Here is a 25,438-nt window from a genome sequence, read left to right on the forward strand (position 1 = left end):
CCTCGTCTCCGTAGCGTGCGGGGGCGGGGCGTCAGACCGCTACCGGAACGCTGCCCTCGGGTTCCTGCGGGCTCTCCGGATTGTCCTGCTTCTCGCGGGCCGCGAGCCGTTCGGCGCGCTCGCGGCGCAGCAGCACCACCCAGCCGACCGGCACCATGCCCGTGAACAGCCACCACTGGATCGCGTACGCCATGTGCGGGCCGATGCTGCTGTGGTCGGGCTCGGGGATGAGCGCGGGCTGGTGCGGACCCGGCTTCGGCGTGATGGACACCAGCTCCATGTAGCCCGAAAGCAGCGTCTGCGGCATGTACTTCGCGTCCACGGTGCTGCTGATCAGCATGATCTGCCGGTCCGGCAGGCCCGAGCGGTTGCGGATGCCCGTCGACGACGTCGTCTCGTCGGGGCGCAGCCGCCCGGTGACCGTCACTTCGCCGGACGGCGGCGGCGTGATCTTCGGGAACGCGGTCGGGTCGTTGCCCGGCGAGATCCAGCCCCGGTTCACCAGCACCGCGCGGCCGTCGGCCAGCACCAGCGGGGTGATCACGTGGTAGCCGACCTCCTGGCCGCCGCCCGACGTGTCGTCCGAGCCGTCGTTGCCCGCCGTCCGGTGCCGGGCCACCACCTCGTGCGCCGTGTCGAAGTGCCCGGTCGCCGTCACCGACTTGTACAGATCGGTCTTCGGCAGCACGGCACCCGGATGTGTCACCGACTCGACCTCGACCGGGGCGGCCTTCAGGCTCGCCGCGATGATCTTGTTGTTCGCCACCCGGTGCTCGTGCCGATGGAGCTGCCAGAAGCCCAGTCTGACCATGGTGGGCATCATGACCAGACCGAGGAGGGTGAGGATCACCCATTGGCGGGACCAGAGGAAGCGGTACACCCCACGACGGTACAACTCGGTCGGGGCGGGGCTTCCGGAGGGGGGCCTCAGGCGGGGGCGGCCGTGGTCGGACGGGGTGCGGGGCGGCCGGCCGGTCTCAGGCGATCGAGCCGACCTTGTCCACGATCCCGGCCGCGCCCTCCGCCTTCGCGCAGTGCCCGCCGCAGTACCAGTGGCCGTCCACCTCCACGCCGTGGCCGACGATCCGCACCCGGCAGTGCTCGCAGATCGGCGCCATACGGTGGATGGCGCACTCGAAGCTGTCGAAGACGTGCACCGCGCCTTGGGCGTGCACCTCGAAGCTCATGACGTAGTCGTTTCCGCAAACCTCGCATCGGGCCATGTGCCCAGGCTGCTGCCCTGAGCGCGCCGGGGCAACGCGGGAGGCCCCGCGTCGCGCGAGAGTCACCTGGATGGAGCCCCGCCCGGCCCGCCCGACGCGCTAACCGTGCCCGCTCGACGCGTTCGACGCGCTCGCCCGGTCCGCCCGGCCCGCTAGGCGTGCCCGCCCGGTCCGATGCCCTAGCCGTGCACGCCCGCCGCGGGGGTGACGGCCTTGAGGAGTTCGGTGAAGCGGGCCTCGTCGATGACCGGGGTGGCGAACTGCCGGGCCTTGACGGCCTTCGAGGTCGGGGAGTCCGGGTCGTTCGTGACCAGCAGGCTGGTGAGGCGGCTGACGCTGGAGGCGACGTGGAGCCCGGCGTCGGTGGCGCGGTCCTCCAGCAGCTCGCGGTCGATGCCGGTGTCACCGGAGAAGGCGACCCGCATCCCCTGGACCAGGGGCCCGTCGGGAGCGAGGCGGCCGGGGTTGGGATACGGGCACGCGGGCCGTTTGCGGGCCGGGCGCCAGCCGGTGGCGCGGTACGAGCCGGGCCCGTAGGAGGCGCCGGGGCGCGGCGAGGGGACCGTGTCGGAGCCGTCGACCCACTCGGTCAGCGGGCGGCAGGTGTGCAGCGGCAGGGGGAGACCGGCCGCGGCGGCCAGGTGCAGGCTCGGGCGGAACGCCTCGGCCAGGACGCGCGCGTCGTCGAGGGCGTGGTGGGCGCGCCGCTGCTCGACCCCGTAGTGCGCGGCCAGCGACTCCAGCTTGTGGTTGGCCAGGGGCAGCCGCAGCTCCTTGGCCAGGACGATGGTGCACAGCCGCTGCTCGACGGGTGCGACGGACCGGGCGCGCGCGTACTCGCGGGCGAGCATCGACCAGTCGAAGACCGCGTTGTGCGCCACCAGGACGCGCCCCGCGAGGCGTTCGGCGAGCTGGTCGGCGATCTCGGGGAAGAGCGGGGCGTCGGCGAGCATCGCGCTGGTGAGTCCGTGGATCCACACCGGGCCGGGGTCGCGCAGCGGGTTGACGGGCGAATACCAGTGGTCCTGCACCTCGCCGCGGGCGTCCAGCCGGTACACCGCCGCGGACACTATCCGGTCGTCCCGGCCGAGCCCCGTGGTCTCGACGTCGACCACGGCGTAACCGTCCGGATAGGCGGGAGGCCACGGGGACGGCGGCGGTGTCTGGGCGGCCAGGTTGTCGAGCATGGTCACAGAGAATACGGCTCGCCACTGACAGCTACCGCCACCCGCTTTCCTTACTTGTCGGTAACAAGGTCTGGCGGGTGCCCTGTACGCGCCTTTATGGTGCGCTCATGCCCCAACTCCCCGATGTCGTGCTGTGGTCGATACCCGCCTTCGTACTGCTCACCGTCGTCGAGATGGTGAGCTACCGCTTTCACCCCGACGAGGACTCCGCCGGATACGGCACCAAGGACACCGCCGCGAGCCTGTCGATGGGTCTCGGCAGTCTGGTCACCGACGCGCTGTGGAAGATCCCGATCGTGGCGGTCTACTCCGGGCTCTACGCGGTGACCCCGCTGCGGGTGCCCGTCGAGTGGTGGACGCTGCCCCTGATACTGCTCGCGCAGGACTTCTTCTACTACTGGTCGCACCGCGGCCACCACATGATCCGCGTCCTGTGGGCCTGCCACGTCGTGCACCACTCCAGCCGGAAGTTCAACCTCTCCACGGCGCTGCGGCAGCCCTGGACCAGCCTCACCTCCTGGCCGTTCTACCTCCCGCTGATCGCCCTCGGCGTGCACCCGGCCGCCCTCGCGTTCTGCACCGCCGTCAGTCTCGTCTACCAGTTCTGGATCCACACCGAACGCGTCGGCAAGCTGCCCGCCCCGCTGGAGTTCACCCTCAACACCCCCTCGCACCACCGCGTCCACCACGCCTCGCAGGGCGGCTACCTCGACCGCAACTTCGGCGGCATCCTCATCGTCTGGGACCGCCTCTTCCGCTCCTTCACCCCCGAGACCGACGCCCCCGTCTACGGCCTCACCAAGAACATCGCCACCTACAACCCCCTGCGGGTCGCCACCCACGAGTACGCCGCCCTCGCCCGCGACCTCCGCGCCGCCCCCACCTGGCGCGCCCGCGCCGGCTACCTCTTCCGCGGCCCCGGCTGGCGCCCCGCGGACGCGGCCGGGCCGGCCCTGACGCCCGCCGCGCCCGACCTCGCGTCCAGCCCGTCCGGGATGTGAGGACCGCGGGCCCTCTGGCGTACCGTGGAGACGCCCCACCGACAACGAGCTGACCAGCGAGGACACCGCCATGCGCGCCACCGTGATCCAGGCACCCCACGACCTCAGGGTGGAGGAGGTGCCGGACGCGAGGATCCGGCGGCCCGGCGACGCGGTGGTCCGCGTGGTGCGCGCCTGCATCTGCGGAAGCGACCTGTGGGCGTACCGCGGCGAGTCGGCCCGCAAGCCCGGCCAGCGGATCGGCCACGAATTCCTCGGGGTGGTCGAGGAGACCGGCGCCGAGGTGGCGGGGCTGCGCCCCGGCGACCTGGTGGTGGCGCCCTTCGTGTGGTCGGACGGCGTGTGCGCGTACTGCGTCGAGGGCCTGACCACGTCGTGCGCGCACGGCGGCTTCTGGGGCTCGATCGGCGAGGAGGGGCAGTCCGACGGCGGCCAGGGCGAGGCCGTCCGGGTGCCGTACGCCGACGCCACGCTGGTGAAGCTGCCCGCGGCGGCGCTCAGCGACGAGCGGCTGCTGACCGCCCTGCTGTCGCTGTCCGACGTGCTGGGCACCGGCCACCACGCGGCGGTCGGCGCGGGCGTGCGGCCCGGCGCGACGGTGGCGGTGGTCGGGGACGGCGCGGTCGGCCTGTGCGGGGTCCTGGCCGCGAAGCGGCTGGGCGCCGAGCGGATCATCGCGCTCGGACGGCACACGTCGCGCACCGACATCGCGCGGGACTTCGGCGCCACCGACGTGGTCGCCGAGCGCGGCGACGAGGCCGTGGCGGCGGTACGTCAACTGACCGGCGGCCAGGGCGCGCACGCGGTGATCGAGGCGGTCGGCACCGAGCAGTCGATGCGCACCGCCGTCGGCATCACCCGCGACGGCGGCGCGATCGGCTACGTCGGCGTCCCGCACGGCAGCGGCACCGGTCTCGACCTCGGCGAGATGTTCGACCGCAACATCACCCTGCGCGGCGGCGTCGCGCCCGTCCGCACGTACATCCCGGAACTGCTCCCCGACGTGCTGGACGGCACCGTCGACCCGTCCCCGGTCTTCGATCTGACGGTCGGTCTCGAGGACGTGCCGAAGGGCTACCGCGCGATGGACGAGCGCACCGCCCTCAAGGTGCTGGTGAAGCCCTGAGGGCGGTACGCGGCCGGTAACGGCCGTGCGTGCGGGCCGTCTTGGCGGGCGTTACCGGGTGACGGCGTTCAGCGCGTCCACGATGCCGTGACCGTAGAAGCTGTTGTACGCCTTCGGCCCGGTGCAGGTGGCGTCCTGCGCGGGCCCGGTCGGGCAGCCGGGGTTGTTCGCCTCGATCTTGAGCAGCGCCTGGAGCTGCGCGGGCGAGGCGTGCGGGTGACGGCTCTTGATCAGCGCCGCGACCGCCGCCACGTGCGGGCTGGCCATCGAAGTGCCTTGGAGGTAGCCGTACTTGCCGCCGGGCAGCGTCGACAGGATGCGGCCGTTGCCGGACGGGGTGTCGGGGATCTGCCTGCTGTCGCCGCCGGGCGCGGCCACGTCGATCACGGTCAGGCCGTAACTGGAGTAGTACGACTTGAGGTTCTGGGCGCCGGTCGCGGAGACCGTCACGACGCCGGGCAGTTGGGTCGGGAGGTCGAGGCACACGTGCGGGTCGACGGTGCGGGTGACCGCGGTGGAGTCGTCCGGGCTCGATGTGTCGGTCAGGGCGTGGGAGTTGAGGTCGTCGTCGCTGTTGCCCGCGGCGGCGACGTTCAGTACGCCCTTGCGCTCGGAGTACGCGGCGGCGCGTCGCACGGCGTCCACGATGGCCCGCTGGTCGGGGTCGCTCGGGCAGTTGTAGAGCCACGGGTCGATGTAATAGCTGTTGTTGGTGACCGCGATGCCGTGGTCGGCGGCGAAGACGAAGGCGCAGACCACGCTCTCCGGGTAGAACAGCGCGGTGCCCGGCTCGCTGACCTTGATCGCCGCGATCTTCACGCCTGGCGCGACCCCGGCCACGCCGATCCCGTTGCGCGCGGCGGCGATCTCACCGGCCACGTGGGTGCCGTGGTAGTCGGCCGCCGGGTCCCAGGGGTGCCAGGCGCCCGGTGAGGTGTCGGCGACGCCGCCCACACAGCTCGCGGACTGCTTGGCGGAGAAGTTCGCCGCCAGGTCGGGGTGGGTGTCGTCCACGCCGGTGTCGATGACGCCGACGGTCACCTTGGAACTGCCCGGATTGACCCCGGCCGCCTTGTCGGCCCGGATCGCCCGCAGGTCCCACTGGTCCGCCTCAAGCGGCTCCTGGCCGGGCGCCTGGTGCGCCGAGGCGGCGGCCACCTCGGCCGCGGTCAGCGTCCGTACCCCGCCCGCCTGCGTCGTCGCGGACGGCTCGATGGCGGCGGTCCTGGTCGCGCCCGCGCTCCGTACGCCGTGGACGCGCCGCAGCATCGCGCCGAAGTCCGGGTTGGCCGAGTGCACGACGATGACGCCTATCCGGTCGTACGCGATCACCACCTGGCCGCCCGCCCGCTCTATCGCGCGCTCCACCGACCGCTGCGTGCCGCGCCCGCCGTCGATGTTGACGACGTACGACAGCAACGGGCCGTCCGTGCGCGGCGGTTGAGAGCCGTGCGCGGCGGAGGAGGCGCCGGAGGCGGAGGAATCGGAGGAAGCGGAGGCCGGGGCGGCTCCGGGGAGTACGGCGAGGGCGGCTGCCGTCACCAGACCGAGACCGGCCGCGAGCGCGCGGCGGCGCCGGGGGAGGCCGGGAAGCGGAACCATGGGATCTCCAATCGTCCATCAGCCGTGGGACGGCAGGGTCTGCCGTCCGACGTGTGCATGACGAAGGAAACTAGTGCCCAACGGCCGGTCAAAGAAGCGCAATTCCATGGATCGGTCGGAATTTCCCCGTGGCCGACGGCGGTTCAGCCATACCGGCGGCCGGATCGCAGCGCGGCGATGCTCAGCGGCGGCAGCCGGACCCGCCGCGCGTACCAGCCGGTGGGTGCGGCGGCGCCGGTTCCCGGCCGGGCGGCGGCAGGTCCCGTGAACAGGTCGGCGGGCAGGTCGGCGGGCAGCCGTACGCTCCCGTACGGCCTGCGGGCCGGGAGCTGCGGCCGGTGCGACGGGGGAGGAGGGGGCGGGGGCGGAGGTGGGGTCATCGCGGCGAGTCCTCGGCGGTCCTGGGCGGCGGTCCCCGGCCCGCGGAGCGGCGGGGGACGGTGACGGCGTGGTGGGCGCCGCCGGGCTGTCCAACGAACCGGCCGCGCCGGGGTGTCGGTGTGCGGCGCCCGGTGACCTGGTCGCAGGACACGGGCGGCCCGGCCGGGCGGGCGGACGCCGGGCCGGACGGCGAGCCGACGGGACCGGACGCCGAGCCAGCGGGACGGGACGCCGAGCAGCCGTTTCAACAAACTGTTGTAATTTGGCGCCCGTCGCGTACGCTGCACCGACAGGCCTCCACCCGCCCGGCGGCCCCGCCGGGTTGTCCGTGCGACGTCATAGGGTGGAGGAACGGCGGCGCGCCGAGCGCCCGCCGCAGGAGCGACGGCGCGCGAGCGTCCAGGAGGGAGGCGGAGCCCGTGCTGATCGACACCTACGGCCGAGTGGCGACCGACCTGCGCGTCTCCCTCACCGACCGCTGCAATCTGCGCTGCACCTACTGCATGCCGGAAGAGGGCCTCCAGTGGCTGGCCAAGCCCGACCTGCTCACGGACGACGAGATCGTCCGGATGGTCGGGATCGCGGTCCACGAGCTGGGCGTCACCGATGTCCGCTTCACCGGCGGCGAGCCGCTGCTGCGGCCCGGCCTGGTCGGCATCGTCGAGCGCTGCGCCGCCCTGGAGCCGCGCCCCCGGCTGTCGCTGACCACCAACGGCATCGGCCTGCGCCGCACCGCCGACGCGCTGCGCGCCGCGGGTCTCGACCGGGTCAATGTCTCCCTCGACACCCTGCGCCCCGAGGTCTTCCACACCCTCACCCGCCGCGACCGGCACCACGACGTCGTCGCGGGCATGGCGGCGGCGGCCGACGCGGGCCTGACCCCGGTGAAGATCAACACGGTGCTGATGCGCGGTGTCAACGACGACGAGGCGCCCGACCTGCTGGCCTGGGCCGTCGAGCGGGGATACGAGCTGCGGTTCATCGAGCAGATGCCGCTGGACGCGCAGCACGGCTGGCAGCGCACCGACATGGTCACCGCCGACGAGATACTCGACCGCCTGCGGACCCGCTTCACCCTGACCCCCGAGGGCGAGACGGTCCGCGGCTCCGCGCCCGCCGAGCGCTGGCTGGTCGACGGCGGCCCGGCCACGGTCGGCGTCATCGGCTCGGTCACCCGGCCGTTCTGCCGCGCCTGCGACCGCACCCGGCTCACCGCCGACGGCCAGGTCCGCAACTGCCTGTTCGCCCGCGAGGAGTCCGACCTGCGCGGCCCGCTGCGCTCCGGGGCCGACGACGAGCGGATGGCGGAGCTGTGGCGGGCGGCGATGTGGGGCAAGAAGGCCGGCTCGGGCCTCGACGACCCGGCCTTCCTCCAGCCCGACCGCCCCATGTCGGCCATCGGCGGCTGAACCGCCGCACCCTGAGGCCGCTCGGAGAACCGCCGCACCCTGAGGCTCCTCGGAGAATCGCCGCCCCCGGAGCCCCGTCGCGCCGCTACCGCTCCCGCTCTCCCCGCTCCCACTCCGCCAGCGGCACGACGTCCTTCAGGAACCCGCGCATCCCCAGGAACTGCGACAGGTGCTCGCGGTGCTCGTCGCACGCCAGCCACGTCTTGCGCCGCTCCGGCGTGTGGATCTTGGGGTTGTTCCAGGCCAGCACCCACACGGCGGGGGTACGGCAGTCCTTGGCCGAGCAGATCGGCTTCTCGTTCTCGTTCACAGTGTTCCCGGCATCGCTCACGACGCCCAGTAAACAGAACCGCCGCTGGACATGGCGACGCCGGGCAGCCACGGGGGGAGCCGCCCGGCGTCGGTCCGTCGCTCCGACGGGGGATGCGGAGCGCGTACGAAGTATGTCACGCGCTCAACCGTCCGTGGAGTGGAACTTCACGATTGATCTGAGCTTTTCTTGAGGTTCGGCGGCACGGGTACCGGCACCGGCTCGCCGTAGCCCTCAGGATCGGACGGATCGCCCATTTCGAGCATCGGCCTGGCCTGCGGAAGGACGAACGACGACGGCAGCGAGGGCACGTTCTCCCGGCCCGCGTTCGCGAACACCACCGCCACGTACGGCAGCAGCAGCCCGACCACGAGCATCCCCCAGGCCAGTACCCGCTCCACGTCCCAGAGCACCACGGTGAGGATCACCGAGAGAGTACGGATCGACATCGAGATGATGTACCTGCGCTGCCGTCCGGCCACGTCCTCGGTCAGACCGGTACGCGCTCCCGTGATCTGGAAGACCTCAGGCCCGCCCTGCTTCCGCATCGCGCTCCACCACCCGCTCGCTCCGCCGGACTCTCCTGAGCACGGGTCGGCGCCCGGCCCGGCCTCACCACGGTACGCCGCGTACCGCCCGCCTTCGATAGCGGGGGCACCATCCGTGCGGCGCCGCTGTCGGGCCGTACGGCGGACGGCCCACTCGACATGCGGCGTAGCCGGAGCGGGCACAGACTGGCCGGACGAGTTCCGGGCGTACGCCGTCCGGACGCGAGGAGGCGAGTGACATGGGTTGGTTGTGGGCGATCATCGTCGGTCTGGTGCTGGGTCTGATCGCCAAGGCGATCCTCCCCGGCAAGCAGTCCCTGCCGCTGTGGCTCACCGTGATCTGCGGTATGGGCGGCAGCATTCTCGGCAACGCCGTGTCGACCTGGATCGGCGTCAACGACACCAAGGGCATCGACTGGACCCGGCACGTGCTGCAACTCATCGGCGCCGTCGTCGTCGTGGCGATCGGCGACGCCCTGTGGTCGATGTTCAAGGGCACGCGCAAGACCGCCGCACCGCGGTGACGCCCGCACCGCGGTGACGCTCAGCCCGTGGGGTGCCGCCGCAGCCACCGCGGCGGCACCCGGTCGGTCAGCCACACGCCGTTGGCGCTGATCCGGAAGACATGGCCCTCGGCGGCCAGCCCCCTGGCGTCCAGCGCGAGCACCACAGGACGGCCGTGCCGTGATCCCACGCGCACGGCCGTCTCCACGTCCCGTCCACCCATCCGGCCTCGTCGAGAGTGAGGCCGACGCTCTCGGGCCGGTGCCGCAGCACCATCGACAGGAACCTGGAGATCCTGACCGTCTTCTTCTCGTCGGGCACGGGCGTCAGACCCCCTGGCTGACCGAACTCATGTTGAAGTCCGGAATCCGCAGGGCCGGGGCGGCGGCCCTGGTGAAGTAGTCGCTCCACTCGCGCGGCAGCGTCCGCTCGGTGCGGCCCGCCTCGGCGGCGCGGCCGAGCAGGTCCACCGGGGACTCGTTGAAACGGAAGTTGTTGACCTCGCCGGTCACCTCGCCGTTCTCCACCAGGTAGACGCCGTCGCGGGTGAGGCCGGTCAGCAGCAGCGTGGCCGGATCGACCTCGCGGATGTACCACAGGCAGGTCAGCAGCAGACCGCGCTCGGTGGCCGCGACCATCTCGTCCAGCGACCGCTCGCCGCCGCCGTCCAGCACCAGGTTGTCGGCGGCGGGCGCGACCGGCAGGCCGGTCAGCCCGGCGCTGTGCCGGGTGGTGGTGAGCCGGGCGAGCGAGCCCTCGTGGATCCAGTTCACCGGCTCCACCGGCAGCCCGTTGTCGAACACCGAGGTGTCGTCGCCCGAGGAGTGCGCGATCACGAACGGCGCCGCCTCCAGGCCGGGCTCCGCCGGGTCGCTGCGCAGGGTCAGCGGCAGCGGCGACAGCTTCTCGCCGACCCGGGTCCCGCCGCCGGGCTTGCTGAAGACCGTACGGCCCTCGGCGGCGTCCCGTGCCGCGGCCGACCAGAACTGGTAGATCATCAGGTCCGCGACGGCCGACGGCGGCAGCAGCGTCTCGTACCGGCCCGCGGGCAGGTCGATCCGGCGCTCGGCCCAGACCAGCCGGCGGGCCAGGTCGGCGTCCATCGCCAGCGGGTCCACGTCGGTGAAGTCGCGGGTGGCCGCGCCTGCCCACGCCGAGCGCCTGCGGTCGGGGGACTTCGCGTTCACCTCAAGGGTGCCGGTCGGCTGGTCGTGCCGCAGCCGCAGCCCGGCCGAGGTGCCCAGATACGTCGACGTCACCGAGTGGAAGGCGAAGCCGTACAGCTCACGGCCGCCCGCCCGCGCCGTCGCGAACGCCTCGCCGAGCGCGGGCGCGAAGGACGCGAAGACGTCGGAGTTGGTCTCGGCGGGCCCGTCGGTGAAGGCCGCCGAGTGCGGCACGCCCGTCACCAGCGGCTGCGCGTCCTCGGCGGGACCGGCCTCGCGGGCCGCCGCCTCGGCCGCCCGTACCAGCGGCTCCAGCTCGTCGGCGGTCACGGCCGAGCGGGACACCACACCGGACGCGGTGCCCTCGGCGCCGTCCACGGTGGCGATCACGGTGAGGGTACGGCCGCGCGTGACGCCGTTGGTGGTCAGGGAGTTGGCCGCCCAGCGCAGATTCGCGCTGGACTCCTCCTGGGCGATCACCACGCAGCCGTCCGCGTTCGACAGCTCAAGCGCCCGTTCGACGATCTCGTGCGGCTTGGTCGTCACGCTGCTCATCGTCCGGCCTCCTGGGTGGTGTTGAGAATGCTGACGCCCCGGAAGAGGGCGGCCGGGCAGCCGTGGCTGACGGCCGCGACCTGGCCCGGCTGGGCCTTGCCGCAGTTGAAGGCACCGCCGAGCACATACGTCTGCGGGCCGCCGACGGCGTCCATCGAGCCCCAGAAGTCGGTGGTGGTGGCCTGGTAGGCGACGTCCTTGAGCTGGCCCGCGAGCCGCCCGTTCTCGATCCGGAAGAACCGCTGCCCGGTGAACTGGAAGTTGTAGCGCTGCATGTCGATGGACCACGAGCGGTCGCCGACCACGTAGATGCCACGTTCGACGCCGCCGATCAGCTCTTCGGTCGAAGGGCCGTCGGGCGCGGGCCGCAGCGAGACGTTCGCCATCCGCTGCACCGGGACATGGCCGGGGGAGTCGGCGTACGCGCAGCCGTTGGACCGCTCGAAGCCGGTGAGCTTCGCGATCCGCCGGTCGAGCTGGTAGCCGACGAGCGTGCCGTCCTTGATCAGGTCCCAGGACTGTCCCGCCACGCCCTCGTCGTCGAAGCCGACGGTGGCCAGGCCGTGCTCCGCCGTACGGTCACCGGTCACATTCATCAGCGGCGAGCCGTACTTGAGCGTGCCGAGCTGGTCGAAGGTGGCGAAGGAGGTGCCCGCGTACGCCGCCTCGTACCCCAGCGCGCGGTCCAACTCCGTGGCGTGGCCGATCGATTCGTGGATCGTCAGCCACAGGTTGGACGGGTCGACAACTAGGTCGTACGCGCCCGCCTCGACCGAGGGCGCGCGCATCTTCTCGGCCAGCAGCTCCGGGATACGGGCCAGCTCCGCGTCCCAGTCCCAGCCGTGGTCCGCGCCGGTCAGATACTCCCAGCCGCGGCCGACCGGCGGCGCGAGCGTGCGCATCGAGTCGAAGTCGCCGCTGTCGCCGTCGACGGCGACCGCGGTGAGCTGCGAATGGAGGCGGACGCGCTGCTGCGTGGTCGTGGTGCCCGCGGTGTCCGCGTAGAACTTGTTCTCCTGCACGGTCATCAGCGAGGCGTCCGCGTGGTCGACCCCGTCGGCCGCCAGCAGCCGGGCGCTCCACTCCGCGAGCAGCGCCGTCTTCTCCGCGTCCGGCACGTCGAACGGGTTGATGTCGTACGCCGACACCCACACCCGGTCCGCGTGCACCGGCTCGTCGGCCAGCTCCACCCGCTCCCGCGACCCCGCCGCCGCGATCACCTTCGCGGACAGCTTGGCCATCGCGACCGCCTGCGAGGCGACCTTGGCCGCCGCGTCCATCGTCAGGTCGACCCCGGAGGCGAAGCCCCAGGCGCCGCCGTGCACCACCCGTACCGCGTACCCCAGATCGGTGGTGTCGGAGGTGCCCGACGGGCGCGCGTCGCGCAGCCGCCAGGTCGCGCCGCGCACCCGCTCCAGCCGGAAATCGGCGTGGTCCGCGCCCAGCGCGCGGGCGCGGGCCAGTGCGGCGTCGGCGAGTGCCCGCAGGGGCAGCGCCAGGAATGACTGATCGACCTCATGAGGCACGACGAACTTCCCCTTCGACCGTTCGACAGGTATCCGCAGTGAATCATGTCCCGCCGACCGCCAGCGCGTGCTTTTCCGCAGGACGCGGCGTGTGCCGGGGCGGGCGGCCGGCGAATCGTCAGATGCCAATCCGTGCCGAGACCTTGAGGTTGGTCCAGACCAATCTCTATGCTCATGACGCCGCCCTCACTCCTGTCCGCTGCACCACACTCCGCACGACGAGGAGCCCCCCACATGTCAGTACGCCGTAATGCCGCCGTGGTCGGCGCGGTCGGCGCCGCCGCCTTGACGATTGCCGCGCTCACGCCGGTGACCGCCAGCGCCCACGGCGCGCTCAGCGCACCGGTCAGCCGGATCTCCGGCTGCTTCGCCGAAGGCCCCGAACACCCCCAGTCGCAGGTCTGCAAGGACCTGGTCGCCGACAGCGGCACCCAGCCGCTGTACGACTGGAACGAGGTGAACATCGCCAACGCCAACGGCCAGAGCCGCACGATCATCCCCGACGGCCACCTCTGCTCGGCCAACCGCGACAAGTACCGGGCGCTGGACTGGGCCCGCACCGACTGGCCCGCCACCGCGGTCTCGGCGGGCACCACCACCGTCAACTTCCGTGTCACCGCGCCGCACAAGGGCACGATGACGCTCTACATCACCAAGGCCGGATACGACCCGACCAAGCCGCTCAAGTGGTCCGACCTGGACGCCACCCCGATCGCCGTCTACAACACCGTCGCCTCCGCGACGAACGGCTACTACACCTTCAACGCCACCCTGCCCAGCCGCACCGGCAGGCAGCTCATCTACCAGGTGTGGCAGCGCAGTGACAGCCCCGAGGCCTTCTACGGCTGCTCCGATGTCGTCTTCGGCCAGGGGGTACAAGCGGCGGCGGTCGCCGCGCCCCAGGCGCCGACCGACCGGCAGATCGCGGCCGGCGCGTCCAAGTCCACCGTCAGCCACCACGGTCACGGCGGCGACGTCGCCGTGACATCCACCACGGCGAAGCTCGCGACCAGCGACGTGACCGACAACCGCGCGGCCACCGGCACCCTGGAGACCGCCCTGTCCGGCAGCGCCGTTCTGGCGTCGGGCGCCGTGGGACTGCTGCTCTGGAGCCGCCGCAGGGCCGCCGCCCGCGCGAACGGCTGACCCATGGTTCTGTAGGAAACCCACAGGGACCACGGGAGCAGCCTGTCGGGGCCGATTCCCCGGATCGGTGCGAGGACCGATAGCTTTTCACGGAGAAACTCACGACTGAGGGAGTGATCCGTTGAGCCGCTCGGTTCTCGTCACCGGAGGCAACCGGGGCATCGGCCTCGCCATCGCGCGTGCCTTCGCCGACGCGGGCGACAAGGTCGCCATCACCTACCGCTCGGGTGAGCCGCCCGCCGAACTGGTGGCGCTCGGCTGCCTGGCCGTCCGCTGCGACATCACCGACCCCGAGCAGGTGGAACAGGCTTACAAGGAGATCGAGGAGAAGCACGGGAACGTGGAGGTGCTGGTCGCCAACGCCGGCATCACTAAGGACCAGCTCCTCATGCGGATGTCCGAGGAGGACTTCACGTCCGTCCTCGACACCAACCTCACCGGAACCTTCCGGGTCGTGAAGCGCGCGAACCGCGGCATGCTGCGGGCCAAGAAGGGCCGCGTCGTCCTGATCTCCTCCGTGGTCGGGCTGCTGGGCTCCGCGGGACAGGCCAACTACGCGGCCTCCAAGGCGGGGCTGGTCGGCTTCGCCCGCTCGCTCGCCCGTGAACTGGGCTCGCGCAACATCACCTTCAACGTCGTGGCGCCCGGTTTCGTCGACACCGACATGACCCAGGCGCTCACCGACGAGCAGCGCGAGGGCATCGTGGCGCAGGTGCCCCTCGGCCGCTACGCGAAGCCCGAGGAGATCGCCGCGACGGTGCGGTTCCTCACCTCGGACGACGCTTCGTACATCACTGGAGCCGTCATCCCCGTTGACGGCGGATTGGGCATGGGTCACTGAGAACATGAGCGGAATCCTCGACGGTAAGCGCATCCTCATCACGGGTGTGCTGATGGAGTCCTCCATCGCCTTCCACGCCGCCAAGCTGGCCCAGGAGCAGGGTGCCGAGATCATCCTGACCGCCTTCCCCCGGCCCACCCTCACCGAGCGCGTCGCCAAGAAGCTGCCCAAGCCGGTCAAGGTCATCGAGCTGGACGTGACCAACACCGAGCACCTGGAGCGTCTTGAGAAGGTGGTCCGCGAGGAGCTGGGCGGCCTCGACGGTGTCGTGCACTCCATCGGGTTCGCCCCCCAGGACGCCATGGGCGGCAACTTCCTCAACACGTCGTTCGAGTCCGTCGCGACGGCCATGCACGTCTCCGCGTTCTCGCTGAAGTCGCTCACCATGGCGTGCATGCCGCTCATGCCCGCGTACGACAGCGCCACCGGCGCGGGCGGCGGCTCGGTCGTCGGCCTCACCTTCGACGCGCAGTACACCTGGACCGGTTACGACTGGATGGGCCCGGCCAAGGCGGCACTCGAGGCCACCTCCCGCTACCTCGCCCGTGACCTCGGCCCGCGCAATGTGCGCTGCAATCTGGTCTCTGCCGGGCCGATCGGCTCGATGGCCGCCAAGTCCATCCCGAGCTTCGGCGAGCTGTCGGACACCTGGAACCACCTCTCCCCGCTGGAGTGGAACACCGCCGACCCCGAGCCCGCCGGGCGCGGTGTCGTGGCGCTGCTCTCCGACTGGTTCCCGAAGACGACCGGCGAGATCATCCACGTGGACGGCGGCCTGCACGCCGTCGGCGGCTGACCTCCCCGAGGACTGTGGCAGGGCCCCCGTACCGACCGGTGCGGGGGCTCCGCCGTGTACGGCCCCGCCAGGTCAGGCGGGTGAGGCGGGTCAGGAAGGCCATGCGGGTCAGGGCGGGTCAGGGCGGGTCAGGCCAGCGTCGTGCCGAAGCGGCAGTGGAAGGCGTGGTCGCGGGCCTCGGCCGCGGCGCGCTCCGGGTCGGCCGCGCGGATCGCGTCGACCAGCCGCGCGTGGTCGAGATGGTCCTCGGGCCGCAGGTCGGTGCCGACGTCGGCCCGCAGGAAGTCCCGCAGCACCTCGCCGAGGTCGGCGTAGAGCGCGGTGAGCACGTCGTTGTGCGAGGCGGCCACCACCGCCAGGTGCATGGTCGCGTCGGCCTCGACGAAGGACTCCGCGTCGCCCGACTCCCAGGCCCTCTCGCGCCGGTCGAGCGCCGCGTCGAGCTGCGCCAGGTCGGCGTCGGTACGGCGCTGCGCCGCCAGACCCGCGGCCGTCCCCTCCAGCGAGCCGCGCAGCTCGGCCACGTGCAGCGGGTCGGAGTCGGCGAAGCGCGCCCGCATCACCCCGGCCAGTTCGCTGGTGGCCACCACATAGGTGCCGGAGCCCTGCCGGATGTCGAGCAGACCGTTGTGGGCGAGCGCCCGCACCGCCTCGCGGACGGTGTTGCGCGCCACCCCCAGTTGCTCCACCAGCTCCGGTTCTGTGGGGATACGGGAGCCGACCGGCCAGGCGCCCGAGGTGATCTGGGCGCGGAGGCTGCCGATCGTACGGTCGGCGAGCGTGGTGTGCCTGGGCACTGGACCGAGATTCATCCCATCATTCTATGATGGGGAAATGCGTGACGACGAATCCCTCGCCCTCGACCCCGCCCGGACGCCGCCGACGGCCCCGCCGACGGCACGAACGAAGGCCCCCGTGACGGCCGCGGAACCCGTACAGGACACGGGCTCCGGCCCGGTCCCGGCCACCGGCCCGACCGCCGCCCCGGCCCGGGACCGTACCGGCACCGCACCCGCCGCCGCATCCGCCGCCGCGCCCGCCGCCGGTCTCGCCGGGAACCCCTGGCTGCGCCGCCTCGTCGTCGCCGGTCTCGTCCTGGCCGCGCTCAACCTCCGCCCCGGCATCACCAGCCTCGGCGCCCTGCTCAAGGAGGTCCGCGACGGCCTCGGCATGAGCGGCACCATGGCGGGCCTGCTCACCTCCGTACCCTCCGCGTGCTTCGCGCTCTTCGGCTTCGCCGCCCCGAGGCTGGCCCGCCGCCACGGCCCCGGCGCCGTCATCTGCGTCGGCATGGCCGCCATCACCGCCGGGCTCGCGCTGCGCCCGCTGGCCGGGAACACCGCGGTCTTCCTGGCCCTCAGCGCCCTCGCCCTCGGCGGCATCGCCGTCTCCAACGTGCTGATGCCGGTGATCGTCAAGCGCTACTTCCCCGACCGGGTCGGCGCGATGACCGGCCTGTACTCCATGGCCCTCTCCCTCGGCACCGCCCTCGCCGCCGCCGTCACCGTCCCCATGACCCACGCCATGGGCCACGGCTGGCGGCTCGGCCTCGGCGTGTGGGCCGCGCTGGCCGCCGTCGCCGTGGTGCCCTGGCTCGCGCTGGTCCGCGACCGTACGGGCGCGCCGCCCGCCACCGGCGCCCGGAAGGACGCCGCGGCCGTCAACACCGACGCGGCCCGGAAGAGTGACGCGGCGCGCACCGCGGACGGCGGCCACGGCCGTATCACCGGCAGCCGTACCGCCTGGGCGCTCGCCTGCTTCTTCGGACTCCAGGCCACCGCCGCGTACATCACCATGGGCTGGATGCCGCAGATCTTCCGGGACGCCGGACTGTCCGCGGGCAAGGCGGGGCTGCTGCTCGCGGTCACCATGGTGATGGGCGTGCCGCTGTCCTTCGTGCTGCCGCCGCTCGCCGCCCGGATGCGGGCGCAGGGCCCGCTGGTCGTCCTGCTCGGCGCCTTCGGACTGGTCGGTTACGCGGGACTGTGGGCCGCCCCGGCCGCCGCGCCGTGGGTGTGGGCGCTGCTGCTCGGCATCGCCAACTGCGCCTTCCCGCTGGCCCTGACGATGATCGGGATGCGGTCGCGGACCGGCGCGGGAGTCGTCCGGCTGTCCGCCTTCGCGCAGAGCACCGGCTATCTGATCTCGATCCCCGGACCGATCCTCGTCGGCACCCTCAACCAGGCCAGCGGCGGCTGGGGGCTGCCGATCGCCTTCATGATCGCGCTGATGGTGCCGCAGATCGTCTGCGGGGTGCTCGCCGGGCGGCGGCGACACATCGAGGACGAACTGTGACCCCGGTGCGGCGGCACCGCGGCCCGGTGCGAGACTGAACGCATGCCCGTACTCGAACCGAATCCCCCGCAGAGCCAGCGGCGCCTGCTGATCGTCTTCGGCCTCATGCTCGGCGTGCCCGCGCTGGTCGCCATCGTCGCCACGTTCGCCGCCCGGATGGGCTGACCGCCCCCGCCCACCGGCCCGTTCGGGCCACGACCCCGAGTCCGGAGGTGGGGACAACCCCACCTTCCCTAGGGGGCCAGGGTCAGGGTCAAGTGGGTGGACGGCCGGATGGGACCGCACGGCGCCCGCCCGTAGCGTCGAAGTGCAAGCAGACAACGGCACTTCGACGGTTTTCCACGGAGGCGGTCACCGTGACCACGCAGTCCCCGCACCTCTACTCCCGGCAGTCCCGGCAGGCCCGGCCCACCGTCGAGTCCGCCACGGCCGCGGGGTCCGCCGGGGCCGGGAAGCCCGGACGCGGAAACGCGTCGTCCGGGAACGCGTCGTCCGGAAACGCGTCGTCCGCGAACGCGTCGTCCGGGAACGTGCAGACGAGCCTGCCGTGGTGGGCCGTCGCCCTGCCCGCGCTCGCCTTCGCCGCACTGCTCGCCCTCCTCAGCGGCGGCACCGCGGACGCCTCGACCGCGGCCTCCTCCGGCGACCTGCTCGGCCACATCGCCTCCTCGCTGCCGGACCTCGTCCAGCGCTTGCTGTGAGCCTCACCCCTGACCTTCCGCCGCCCCCGCCCCGCCGCCCCCCGTACGGCCTCTGACCTGCGCCCCCGGCGGCCCCCGCGGCGGTGGAGATGCGCCATCCCGCGCCTGACAGCGGGTTTTCTGGAAAGCTGAAGGACATGACCGTCGATTCGACCCGCACGATCGTCCTTCTCCGCCACGCCAAGGCCGACTGGCCGTCGGTCGCCGACCACGAGCGGCCACTGGCCGACCGCGGCCGGCTGGACGCCGCTGCGGCGGGCCTCCGTTTCGCCGACGACGGCATCACCCCCGACGTGGCGCTGTGCTCCACCTCGGTCCGCACCCGCGAGACCTGGAAGCTCGCCGCCCACGAAATGCCGCACCGCCCCAAGACCGTCTACGAGGAGCGGCTCTACGAAGCCTCGCTCGGCGATCTGCTCGCGCTGCTCACCGAGACCTCGGACGAGGTCGGCTCGCTGCTGCTGATCGGCCACAACCCCGGCATGCACGCCCTCGCCGACGCGCTCGCGGGTACCGCCGAAGGCGACACCGCGGCCCGGATGACCCGCGGCTTCCCCACCGCCGCCTTCGCCGTCGTCACCTTCTCGGGCTCCTGGAAGTCCGTCGAACACGGCGTCGGCCGCCTGACCGCCTTCTGGGCGCCGCACGACTGACCGGTACGAGGCCCGCGCGGCCGGTACGAGCGCCGTAGCCGCTACGGGACGGCGCGAACCGGTGCGCGTGCGTACGGATACGTATCGGCGCCCGGCCCGGCGCGGGAATTGTCGCGGTCAGAGCGTCGGCACGCCGTCCAGCGCGTCGGCGGCCTCGATCTCCTCGCGGGTGATGCCCAGCAGATACAGCACGGTGTCGAGGAAAGGTACGGTCACGGCGGTGTCGGCCGCCTGGCGTACGACGGGCTTGGCGTTGAAGGCGACGCCGAGCCCGGCCGCGTTCAGCATGTCCAGGTCGTTCGCGCCGTCGCCGATCGCGACGGTCTGGCTGAGCGGCACCCCGGCCTGCTCGGCGAAGCTGCGCAGCAGGCGCGCCTTGCCCGCCCGGTCCACGATCGGGCCGACGACCTTGCCGGTGAAGCGGCCGTCCACCACTTCGAGGGTGTTGGCCGCCGCGAAGTCCAGGCCGAGCCGCACCTTCAGGTCGTCGGTGACCTGGGTGAAGCCGCCGGAGACCACGCCGACCTGGTAGCCGAGCCGCTTGAGTGTACGGATCAGGGTGCGCGCGCCGGGCGTGAGCCGCACCTCGGAGCGGACCTTGTCGACCACGGACGCGTCGAGACCGGCCAGCAGCGCCACCCGGGCGTGCAGCGACTGTTCGAAGTCCAGCTCGCCGCGCATCGCGGCGGCCGTCACCGCGGCGACCTCGGCCTCGCAGCCCGCGTGCGCGGCGAAGAGCTCGATCACCTCGTCCTGGATGACGGTGGAGTCCACGTCCATCACGACCAGCCGCTGCGCCCTGCGCTGGAGACCGGCGGGGACCACGGCCACGTCGATGCCGAGCGCCGCCGCCTCGACCGAGAGCACCGAGCGCAGCACACCGGGCTCGGCGCCGGAGACGGCGAACTCCACCGCCGTCACCGGGTACTTGGCCAGCCGGAAGATGCGGTCGATGTTGCCGCCCGCGTTGGTGATCAGGGCGGCGGTGGCCGCGGTCGACTCGGCGGTCAGCGGGCGGCCGAGCACGGTGACATGCGAACGGCCCTCGCCGCGCGGCCTGTTGTCGCCGGTGCCGGAGATGATCTCCGCCTCCATGCCGATGGACTCGGCCCAACTGTGCACGGTGGAGCGCAGTTCGCCTTCGAGGCCGGGGGAGGGCGCCGTCACCAGGGCGCACAGCACTATCCGGCCCCGCGTGACGACCTGCTCGATGTCCACCACGTCCACCCGGAAGGCGGCGAGCGTGTCGAAGAGCCCCGCGGTGATGCCGGGACGGTCCTTGCCGAAGATCTTGACCAGAATGGTGGGCGCGTCCGCCGGCGGAACGGCGGCGACAGGCGCGGTCTGCGAGACGTCGTTCATGGTGCTCCCACCGTAGCCGCCCCGCCCGGCCCGATGATCGGCCGTCTCGGTTGGCGGACCGCCCCCAAGACCGCGGGCCTCGCCTTCAGGATCGGAGGTGCGGCGCGGCGCGGCTGCGCGGGACCAGGTTTTCCGGGGGGCGCGGGCCTCGCCTTCAGGAGCGGAGGTGCGGCGCGGTGCGACTGCGCGGGACCAGGTTTTTCAGGGGCGCGGGGAACTGCGCGACCAGCGCTCGCGCTGGCGAGCTGTGAACACCGCCCTCATGGGGCAGACGATGTTCGCGTTCGGGCCGTGAGCCCGAGGCGTGCGGGGCCCCGCAGATCCCCGCACCCCCGGCGGACGCCGGCTCAGCGGGGCCCGCGCGGCGCGGCAGGCGGCGGGGGAGGCGGCGGCTCCGGCCACTTCTCCTCCGGCCGACCCGAAGCCCCGGCCCCGCCGGAGCCGCCTCGCGGCCGACGGAAACCGGGCGGCGGCGGCCCCGCGATGGTCGGCGCGGCGTCCACCCCGCCAGCCTGCGGGGCCTTGTACGGATTCGGCTCGTCACCGGGCCGCGGCCCGGCGTAAGGATTGGGCTCGCCGCCGCCCCCGGCGTACGGGTTGGGCTCCTCACCGTCCTCCGGACGGTAGACCGGGCTCGGCAGATACGGTCCCGCCCGATAGGCCAGCTCCGGATACGTACGGCCCGCGTCGTCGCCCCCGGCGGAGCCGGACACGTGCACGCCCTCCTCGGCGCCCGGCGCCGGACCGCCGCTGTCGTAGGCGCCGTCACCCGTATCGGGAAGCGCGCCCCCGCCCGGCCGGGCCAGCGCCGCGACCTGCTGTCCCGCCGCCCCGGTGGCCAGCGCGAGCAGCGCGCCCACCGCGCCCATGCCCGCGCCCCAGACGGCGCCGAGCAGCAGTCCCAGCGGGAGGCTGCCGTGCAGGTCGACTCCGGCGCCGACGGCGTCGAAGCCGAAGACCGACAGATTCGCGTTGACCTTCACCTTGCTCAGATGCGACAGCAGCGGCAGCGCCACGGCCGTGACCAGGCCGAGCCGCACCGCGCACCGTGCGACGAAACCGCCCTTGGCGGCACCGTCGAGCGGAGTGCGGGTGGCGGTGAGCGCGCCCGCGAGCAGCATCATCACCGCGATGGCGACCGGCAGCAGCCAGACCCGGCTGTCGAGTTCGGCCAGCGCGCCCGGTGTGATCGTCTTGCCGGACCCGCCCGCCAGCAGCTTGTCGACGGGATCGGGCAGGAACGACGTCAGCGGCCCCGACGCCTGTCCCTTCCACGGCACGAACAGGCCGAGCGGTACCGCGAGCCATACGCCGTTGGGCGCGCCGATCAGCGCCGCGCCCATGATCCGGCCCGGTTCGTCGCCGGTCAGCGCCGCGTAACAGGCCGCCGCGTCACCCGCGAGCACCGCGACCACCATGACGACGGTCAGCGCGGACACGGCGGGCCGCACCGCGCGGTGCACGCCCTCCCATCCGGCCGGCAGCGGTGTCCTGCGCGAGGCGAGCAGCGCGATCAGCAGCACGCCGAGCACCCACACCAGGCCGCCCGCCAGGGTCCGCCCGGTGGCGACCTCGAAGGTGATCGACGCCTTGGTCTGGATCAGCCCCTGCAACCCGTCGGTGAGGCCGCCGCTGATCTTGCCCACGCCGGGCAGCTTGCTCAGCAGGTCGTCCGTGGTGCCCTTGGACGGGCCGAGCGCGGCGCCGTCGATGGCCACCGTGTCCTGCCCCGCCCAGGCGAGACCGCCGAGGACCGCCAGGAACAGCACGGCGGTCGTCACGACCCGCGCCGCCAGTTCGCCGACACCGACCGTCGGACCCGCCCTGCGCAGCGAGCGCAGGAACACCCACGACAGCAGCAGCGCGCCGACCAGTGCCACACCCAGCGGCGCGATACCGATCGCGCCCTGGGTCTGCGATCCGCTCAGTCCGAACGCGCCGACGTCACCGCCCGGCCGCACCTTGCCGCCCACCGCCATCGCGACCACGGCTGCCGTCATCGGCCCCAGTGATCCGGCGGTGTCCGCGCCCAATAGATGTAAGGCGAGAGCGGCGGTGCCCGCCATCGCCAGGAACGCCCAACTCACCGACGCCACAGCGGCGAGCATGACGCTCGTCCAGGGCGTGGTCCGTGCACTCATCCCGACCCCCGAGGCCGTTCGTCCCCCCATGCACCCAATGCGCCCCACTCTCGGGCGCGGACGGGTGCCGCGTCAACGTCCGTTGCGGAACACGTACATCGGGCTTGTTTTCTGTTACGAGACAGGAGCCTGCAATAGTTCCTCCCGAACTTCGCTATCTCTAGACTCCCCCCATGGGGGACTACTCGGGGGACAACACATGGGGCTTGGGGTGCCTGAACTCGTACTCGAATTGAACGGACGGACCTGGACGCTGGACGCGTCCCGCTCGTACAGCCTGGGGCGCGATCCGTCGGGGGATCTGGTACTCGACGACGCCAGGGTGTCGTGGCGGCACGCCACCATCCGCCGTGCGGAACGCGGTTGGGTGATCGAGGACCTCGGCAGCACCAACGGCACCTATGTACAGGGGCAGCGGGTCCAGCAGACCGAGGTGGGGGCCGGTTCGACCGTCCACCTCGGCAACGCCACGGACGGACCCCGGCTGAACTTCACCGCGGGCGCGCAGGCCGGCGCCGATGTGTACAGCGCGGAGACCGCGCACGCGACGCCGCAGCAGCGCTACCCGCAGGCGCGGGCCGCGGCACCCGTCGGACAGGCCGGGGCCCCGCAGGCCCCGGCCCCGCAGCACGTCCAGCCGCCCGCCCAGGCCCAGCCGCAGGCGCAGATGCACGCGCAGGCGCCCGCCGCCCCGCCGCGTCAGCAGCAGCCCGGCGGCTGGGGACAGCCGCCCGCGCAGGTGCCGCCGCAGCAGTACGCGCGGCAGCCGCAGCCTCCCCAGCAGGGCCAGGGCGGCCAGGGCGGCTGGGGTCAGCCGCCGGTCCAGCAGCCGCCCGCCCCGCGCGCGCAGCCCCAGCAGCCCGTCGGCGGACACCCGCAGGGCGTCCGCAGCCCCACCACCTTCCACCAGCTCGCCCTCGGCCGGGTCATGAAGATCGGCCGCGCGCTGGAGAACGAACTGGTCGTCTCCGACCTCCAGGTCTCCCGGTACCACGCGGAGTTCCGCGCGCACCCCGACGGCCGCTACGAGATCGTCGACCTCGGCAGCCACAACGGCACGTATGTCAACGGCCAGCCGATCCAGCGCCATCTGCTCGGCCCCAACGACATCGTCGGCGTCGGCCACTCCACCTTCCGGCTGGTCGGCGACCGCCTCGAGGAGTTCGTCGACACCGGCGAGGTCTCCTTCTCCGCCCGCCGCCTGACCGTCACCGTGCCGCACGGCAAGGTGACCAAGCAGATCCTCAAGGACGTCTCCTTCGGCGTACCGGAGAAGTCGCTGATCGGCGTGATCGGCCCGTCCGGCTCCGGCAAGTCCACGCTGCTGCGCGCGCTCACCGGCTACCGCCCCGCCGACCAGGGCGAGGTGCTGTACGACAACCGCAATCTGTACAAGCAGTTCGCCGAGCTGCGGCAGCGCATCGGCCTGGTCCCGCAGGACGACATCCTGCACAAGGAACTCCAGGTCAGGACGGCACTGCGGTACGCGGCCAAGCTCCGCTTCCCCGGTGACACCGCGTCCGCGGAGCGCGAGGCGCGGATCAACGAGGTACTGCGCGAGCTGAAGCTCGACATCCACGCCGACAAGCGCATCACCTCGCTCTCCGGCGGCCAGCGCAAGCGCGTCTCGGTCGCCCTCGAACTGCTCACCAAACCCTCGCTGATATTCCTGGACGAGCCGACCTCCGGCCTCGACCCGGGCATGGACCGCGACGTCATGAAGCTGCTGCGCGGCCTGGCCGACGACGGCCGTACGGTACTGGTCGTCACCCACTCCGTCGCCGAACTGGCGCTCTGCGACAAGCTGCTGGTGATGGCCCCCGGCGGCTCGGTCGCCTACTTCGGCCCGCCGGACGAGGCGCTGAACTTCTTCGGCTACGAAACCTGGGCCGATGTCTTCTCCGCCTTCGAGAACTACCGCGACTACGACTGGTCGGGCCGCTGGCACGGCTCGCAGCACTACCAGATGTACGCCGCGGACCTGGACCAGGCGGCCCCGCAGCAGGCGCCGGTCATCCCGCACCAGGTGGCCAGGCCGCCCAAGCCGCAGGCGTGGCTGCCGCAGCTCGTCACCCTGATCCGCCGCTACATGTCGGTGATCGCCTCCGACCGGGGCTTCATCGCCCTGATGTTCATCCTGCCCGCGGTGCTCGGTGTGGTCAGCATCGTCATCCCGGCGGCCAGCGGCCTGGGCCCAGGACCGGCCAAGGCGCACGGCGTCAACAAGGACGCGGGCACGATCCTGCTGATCCTCGCGGTGGGCGCCTGCTTCTCCGGCGCCGCCAACTCCGTCCGCGAGCTGATCAAGGAACGGGTCATCTACGAACGGGAACGGGCCACCGGCCTGTCGCGTTCGGCGTATCTGATGTCCAAGGTCATCGTGCTCGGCCTGATCACCGCGGTGCAGGGCGCCGTCATCTGCGGCATCGGGTTCGCGCCGCGCGCGATGCCCACCGAGGGCGTCATCATGAAGAGTCAGCCCGCGGTCGAGATGACCCTGGCCATCATCGGCCTCGGCTTCACCTCGATGATGTTCGGCCTGATCATCTCCTCGCTGGTGAAGACCGCGGAGAAGACGATGCCGCTGCTGGTCATGTTCGCCATCGTCCAGGTGGTGTTCACCGGCGTGCTCTTCCAGCTCTACGACTCGCCCGGCATCGAGCAGTTCGCCTGGCTGATGCCCGCCAGGTGGGCGGTGGCCGCGCTCGGCACGACGGCGAATCTCAACGTGATCATGCCGTGGGACCCGGGCAACCCCGACGCGCTGTGGAAGCACACCGCGAGCCAGTGGACGATCGACATGGTCGTCCTGGTGCTGCTCGGCGTCGTGTGCGGCATCGTGGTCTCGCGGCTGCTGCGCCGCCACGAGCCGGAAGTCATGCGGAAGTAGTGAAACGGAAGTAGCGAATCCGAATACGCCGAAAGGGCGGCGGGCCCGAAAGGTCCCGCCGCCCTTTCACGCTGC

24 protein-coding genes and 1 pseudogene are annotated in these 25,438 nt (G+C 72.3%); 12 read left to right on the plus strand and 13 right to left on the minus strand.

What is annotated here, in order from left to right; all coding sequences use genetic code 11:
* Positions 1-31 precede the first annotated feature (31 nt).
* The 3 genes from ACFZAM_RS09250 to ACFZAM_RS09260 all read right to left on the minus strand — a co-directional run bounded on the left by ACFZAM_RS09250 (position 32) and on the right by ACFZAM_RS09260 (position 2,410).
* Positions 32-880, minus strand: a complete 849-nt coding sequence (locus tag ACFZAM_RS09250; RefSeq protein WP_355333702.1) for an SURF1 family protein — start codon at positions 878-880, stop codon at positions 32-34.
* Between the two features lie 97 nt (positions 881-977).
* Positions 978-1,223, minus strand: coding sequence for a hypothetical protein (locus ACFZAM_RS09255; RefSeq protein ID WP_188281880.1), 246 nt, complete (start codon positions 1,221-1,223; stop codon positions 978-980).
* A 179-nt stretch (positions 1,224-1,402) separates the two neighbouring features.
* Positions 1,403-2,410, minus strand: coding sequence for a DEDDh family exonuclease (locus ACFZAM_RS09260; RefSeq protein WP_391044202.1), 1,008 nt, complete (start codon positions 2,408-2,410; stop codon positions 1,403-1,405).
* Between the two features lie 107 nt (positions 2,411-2,517).
* Here ACFZAM_RS09260 and ACFZAM_RS09265 point away from each other — a divergent pair, with 107 nt between their 5' ends.
* Both ACFZAM_RS09265 and ACFZAM_RS09270 read left to right on the plus strand, forming a co-directional pair.
* Entirely contained in the window at positions 2,518-3,411 is an 894-nt protein-coding gene (locus ACFZAM_RS09265; protein WP_391044203.1) for a sterol desaturase family protein, read from the plus strand.
* Positions 3,412-3,481: 70 nt separating this feature from the next.
* Positions 3,482-4,537 (plus strand): zinc-dependent alcohol dehydrogenase family protein, encoded by a 1,056-nt coding sequence (locus ACFZAM_RS09270; RefSeq protein ID WP_355333695.1) that lies wholly within the window; start codon positions 3,482-3,484, stop codon positions 4,535-4,537.
* A gap of 51 nt (positions 4,538-4,588) precedes the next feature.
* On the opposite strand, the gene ACFZAM_RS09275 is transcribed toward ACFZAM_RS09270, so the two are convergent.
* Positions 4,589-6,139, minus strand: a complete 1,551-nt coding sequence (locus ACFZAM_RS09275; protein WP_391044205.1) for a S8 family serine peptidase — start codon at positions 6,137-6,139, stop codon at positions 4,589-4,591.
* 143 nt (positions 6,140-6,282) lie between these two features.
* Positions 6,283-6,519 (minus strand): hypothetical protein, encoded by a 237-nt coding sequence (locus ACFZAM_RS09280; RefSeq protein WP_355333691.1) that lies wholly within the window; start codon positions 6,517-6,519, stop codon positions 6,283-6,285.
* A gap of 420 nt (positions 6,520-6,939) precedes the next feature.
* Between ACFZAM_RS09280 and moaA the strand changes: the two genes are divergently transcribed.
* Positions 6,940-7,929, plus strand: a complete 990-nt coding sequence (moaA, locus tag ACFZAM_RS09285; protein WP_355333688.1) for a GTP 3',8-cyclase MoaA — start codon at positions 6,940-6,942, stop codon at positions 7,927-7,929.
* Positions 7,930-8,014: 85 nt separating this feature from the next.
* Here the strand turns inward: moaA and ACFZAM_RS09290 are convergent, their stop codons facing one another.
* Positions 8,015-8,260: a hypothetical protein gene (locus ACFZAM_RS09290; RefSeq protein ID WP_391044209.1), complete on the minus strand. Its 246-nt coding sequence runs from the start codon at positions 8,258-8,260 to the stop codon at positions 8,015-8,017.
* A 146-nt stretch (positions 8,261-8,406) separates the two neighbouring features.
* Positions 8,407-8,787: a DUF3099 domain-containing protein gene (locus ACFZAM_RS09295; RefSeq protein ID WP_355333686.1), complete on the minus strand. Its 381-nt coding sequence runs from the start codon at positions 8,785-8,787 to the stop codon at positions 8,407-8,409.
* Between the two features lie 239 nt (positions 8,788-9,026).
* On the opposite strand from ACFZAM_RS09295, the gene ACFZAM_RS09300 reads away from it, so the two are divergent.
* Positions 9,027-9,311 (plus strand): GlsB/YeaQ/YmgE family stress response membrane protein, encoded by a 285-nt coding sequence (locus ACFZAM_RS09300; protein WP_355333683.1) that lies wholly within the window; start codon positions 9,027-9,029, stop codon positions 9,309-9,311.
* A gap of 20 nt (positions 9,312-9,331) precedes the next feature.
* Here the strand turns inward: ACFZAM_RS09300 and ACFZAM_RS09305 are convergent.
* The 3 genes and pseudogenes from ACFZAM_RS09305 to ACFZAM_RS09315 all read right to left on the minus strand — a co-directional run bounded on the left by ACFZAM_RS09305 (position 9,332) and on the right by ACFZAM_RS09315 (position 12,538).
* Positions 9,332-9,567: pseudogene (locus ACFZAM_RS09305) on the minus strand (RNA 2'-phosphotransferase).
* A 50-nt stretch (positions 9,568-9,617) separates the two neighbouring features.
* On the minus strand, positions 9,618-11,012 hold the full coding sequence (locus tag ACFZAM_RS09310; protein WP_355333681.1) for a metallopeptidase TldD-related protein: 1,395 nt from the start codon (positions 11,010-11,012) through the stop codon (positions 9,618-9,620).
* Positions 11,009-12,538, minus strand: a complete 1,530-nt coding sequence (locus tag ACFZAM_RS09315) for a TldD/PmbA family protein (protein WP_355333678.1) — start codon at positions 12,536-12,538, stop codon at positions 11,009-11,011. The genes ACFZAM_RS09310 and ACFZAM_RS09315 overlap by 4 nt, the downstream gene beginning before the upstream one ends.
* Before the next feature lie 234 nt (positions 12,539-12,772).
* Here ACFZAM_RS09315 and ACFZAM_RS09320 point away from each other — a divergent pair, with 234 nt between their 5' ends.
* The 3 genes from ACFZAM_RS09320 (at position 12,773) to fabI (ending at position 15,321) form a co-directional block, all read left to right on the plus strand.
* Complete coding sequence (locus ACFZAM_RS09320; protein WP_391044212.1) at positions 12,773-13,684, plus strand: lytic polysaccharide monooxygenase; 912 nt, start codon at positions 12,773-12,775, stop codon at positions 13,682-13,684.
* Between the two features lie 121 nt (positions 13,685-13,805).
* Positions 13,806-14,525: a 3-oxoacyl-[acyl-carrier-protein] reductase gene (gene fabG, locus ACFZAM_RS09325; RefSeq protein ID WP_188281889.1), complete on the plus strand. Its 720-nt coding sequence runs from the start codon at positions 13,806-13,808 to the stop codon at positions 14,523-14,525.
* Positions 14,526-14,529: 4 nt separating this feature from the next.
* Positions 14,530-15,321 carry an enoyl-ACP reductase FabI gene (fabI, locus tag ACFZAM_RS09330; RefSeq protein WP_355333673.1) on the plus strand — a complete coding sequence of 264 codons (792 nt, stop codon included), beginning with the start codon at positions 14,530-14,532 and terminating at the stop codon, positions 15,319-15,321.
* A 128-nt stretch (positions 15,322-15,449) separates the two neighbouring features.
* Here the strand turns inward: fabI and ACFZAM_RS09335 are convergent, their stop codons facing one another.
* Positions 15,450-16,133, minus strand: coding sequence for an FCD domain-containing protein (locus ACFZAM_RS09335; RefSeq protein ID WP_391044216.1), 684 nt, complete (start codon positions 16,131-16,133; stop codon positions 15,450-15,452).
* Between the two features lie 22 nt (positions 16,134-16,155).
* On the opposite strand from ACFZAM_RS09335, the gene ACFZAM_RS09340 reads away from it, so the two are divergent.
* The 4 genes from ACFZAM_RS09340 to ACFZAM_RS09355 all read left to right on the plus strand — a co-directional run bounded on the left by ACFZAM_RS09340 (position 16,156) and on the right by ACFZAM_RS09355 (position 18,970).
* Positions 16,156-17,616: a CynX/NimT family MFS transporter gene (locus ACFZAM_RS09340; RefSeq protein WP_391044218.1), complete on the plus strand. Its 1,461-nt coding sequence runs from the start codon at positions 16,156-16,158 to the stop codon at positions 17,614-17,616.
* 42 nt (positions 17,617-17,658) lie between these two features.
* Complete coding sequence (locus ACFZAM_RS09345; protein WP_262928365.1) at positions 17,659-17,781, plus strand: SGM_5486 family transporter-associated protein; 123 nt, start codon at positions 17,659-17,661, stop codon at positions 17,779-17,781.
* Positions 17,782-17,972: 191 nt separating this feature from the next.
* Positions 17,973-18,317 (plus strand): hypothetical protein, encoded by a 345-nt coding sequence (locus ACFZAM_RS09350; RefSeq protein ID WP_391044221.1) that lies wholly within the window; start codon positions 17,973-17,975, stop codon positions 18,315-18,317.
* Positions 18,318-18,454: 137 nt separating this feature from the next.
* On the plus strand, positions 18,455-18,970 hold the full coding sequence (locus tag ACFZAM_RS09355; RefSeq protein WP_355333665.1) for a histidine phosphatase family protein: 516 nt from the start codon (positions 18,455-18,457) through the stop codon (positions 18,968-18,970).
* A gap of 117 nt (positions 18,971-19,087) precedes the next feature.
* Here the strand turns inward: ACFZAM_RS09355 and serB are convergent, their stop codons facing one another.
* Positions 19,088-20,332 (minus strand): phosphoserine phosphatase SerB, encoded by a 1,245-nt coding sequence (gene serB / locus ACFZAM_RS09360; RefSeq protein ID WP_355333662.1) that lies wholly within the window; start codon positions 20,330-20,332, stop codon positions 19,088-19,090.
* A 347-nt stretch (positions 20,333-20,679) separates the two neighbouring features.
* The gene (locus ACFZAM_RS09365) at positions 20,680-22,473 is read right to left on the minus strand and encodes a streptophobe family protein (RefSeq protein ID WP_391044223.1); all 1,794 of its coding nucleotides are present in this window, start codon (positions 22,471-22,473) and stop codon (positions 20,680-20,682) included.
* Positions 22,474-22,672: 199 nt separating this feature from the next.
* Between ACFZAM_RS09365 and ACFZAM_RS09370 the strand changes: the two genes are divergently transcribed.
* On the plus strand, positions 22,673-25,363 hold the full coding sequence (locus ACFZAM_RS09370) for an FHA domain-containing protein (RefSeq protein ID WP_391044225.1): 2,691 nt from the start codon (positions 22,673-22,675) through the stop codon (positions 25,361-25,363).
* Positions 25,364-25,438: the final 75 nt, after the last annotated feature.

The organism is Streptomyces sp. NPDC008079 (genome assembly GCF_042957385.1).
Lineage (GTDB): Bacteria > Actinomycetota > Actinomycetes > Streptomycetales > Streptomycetaceae > Actinacidiphila.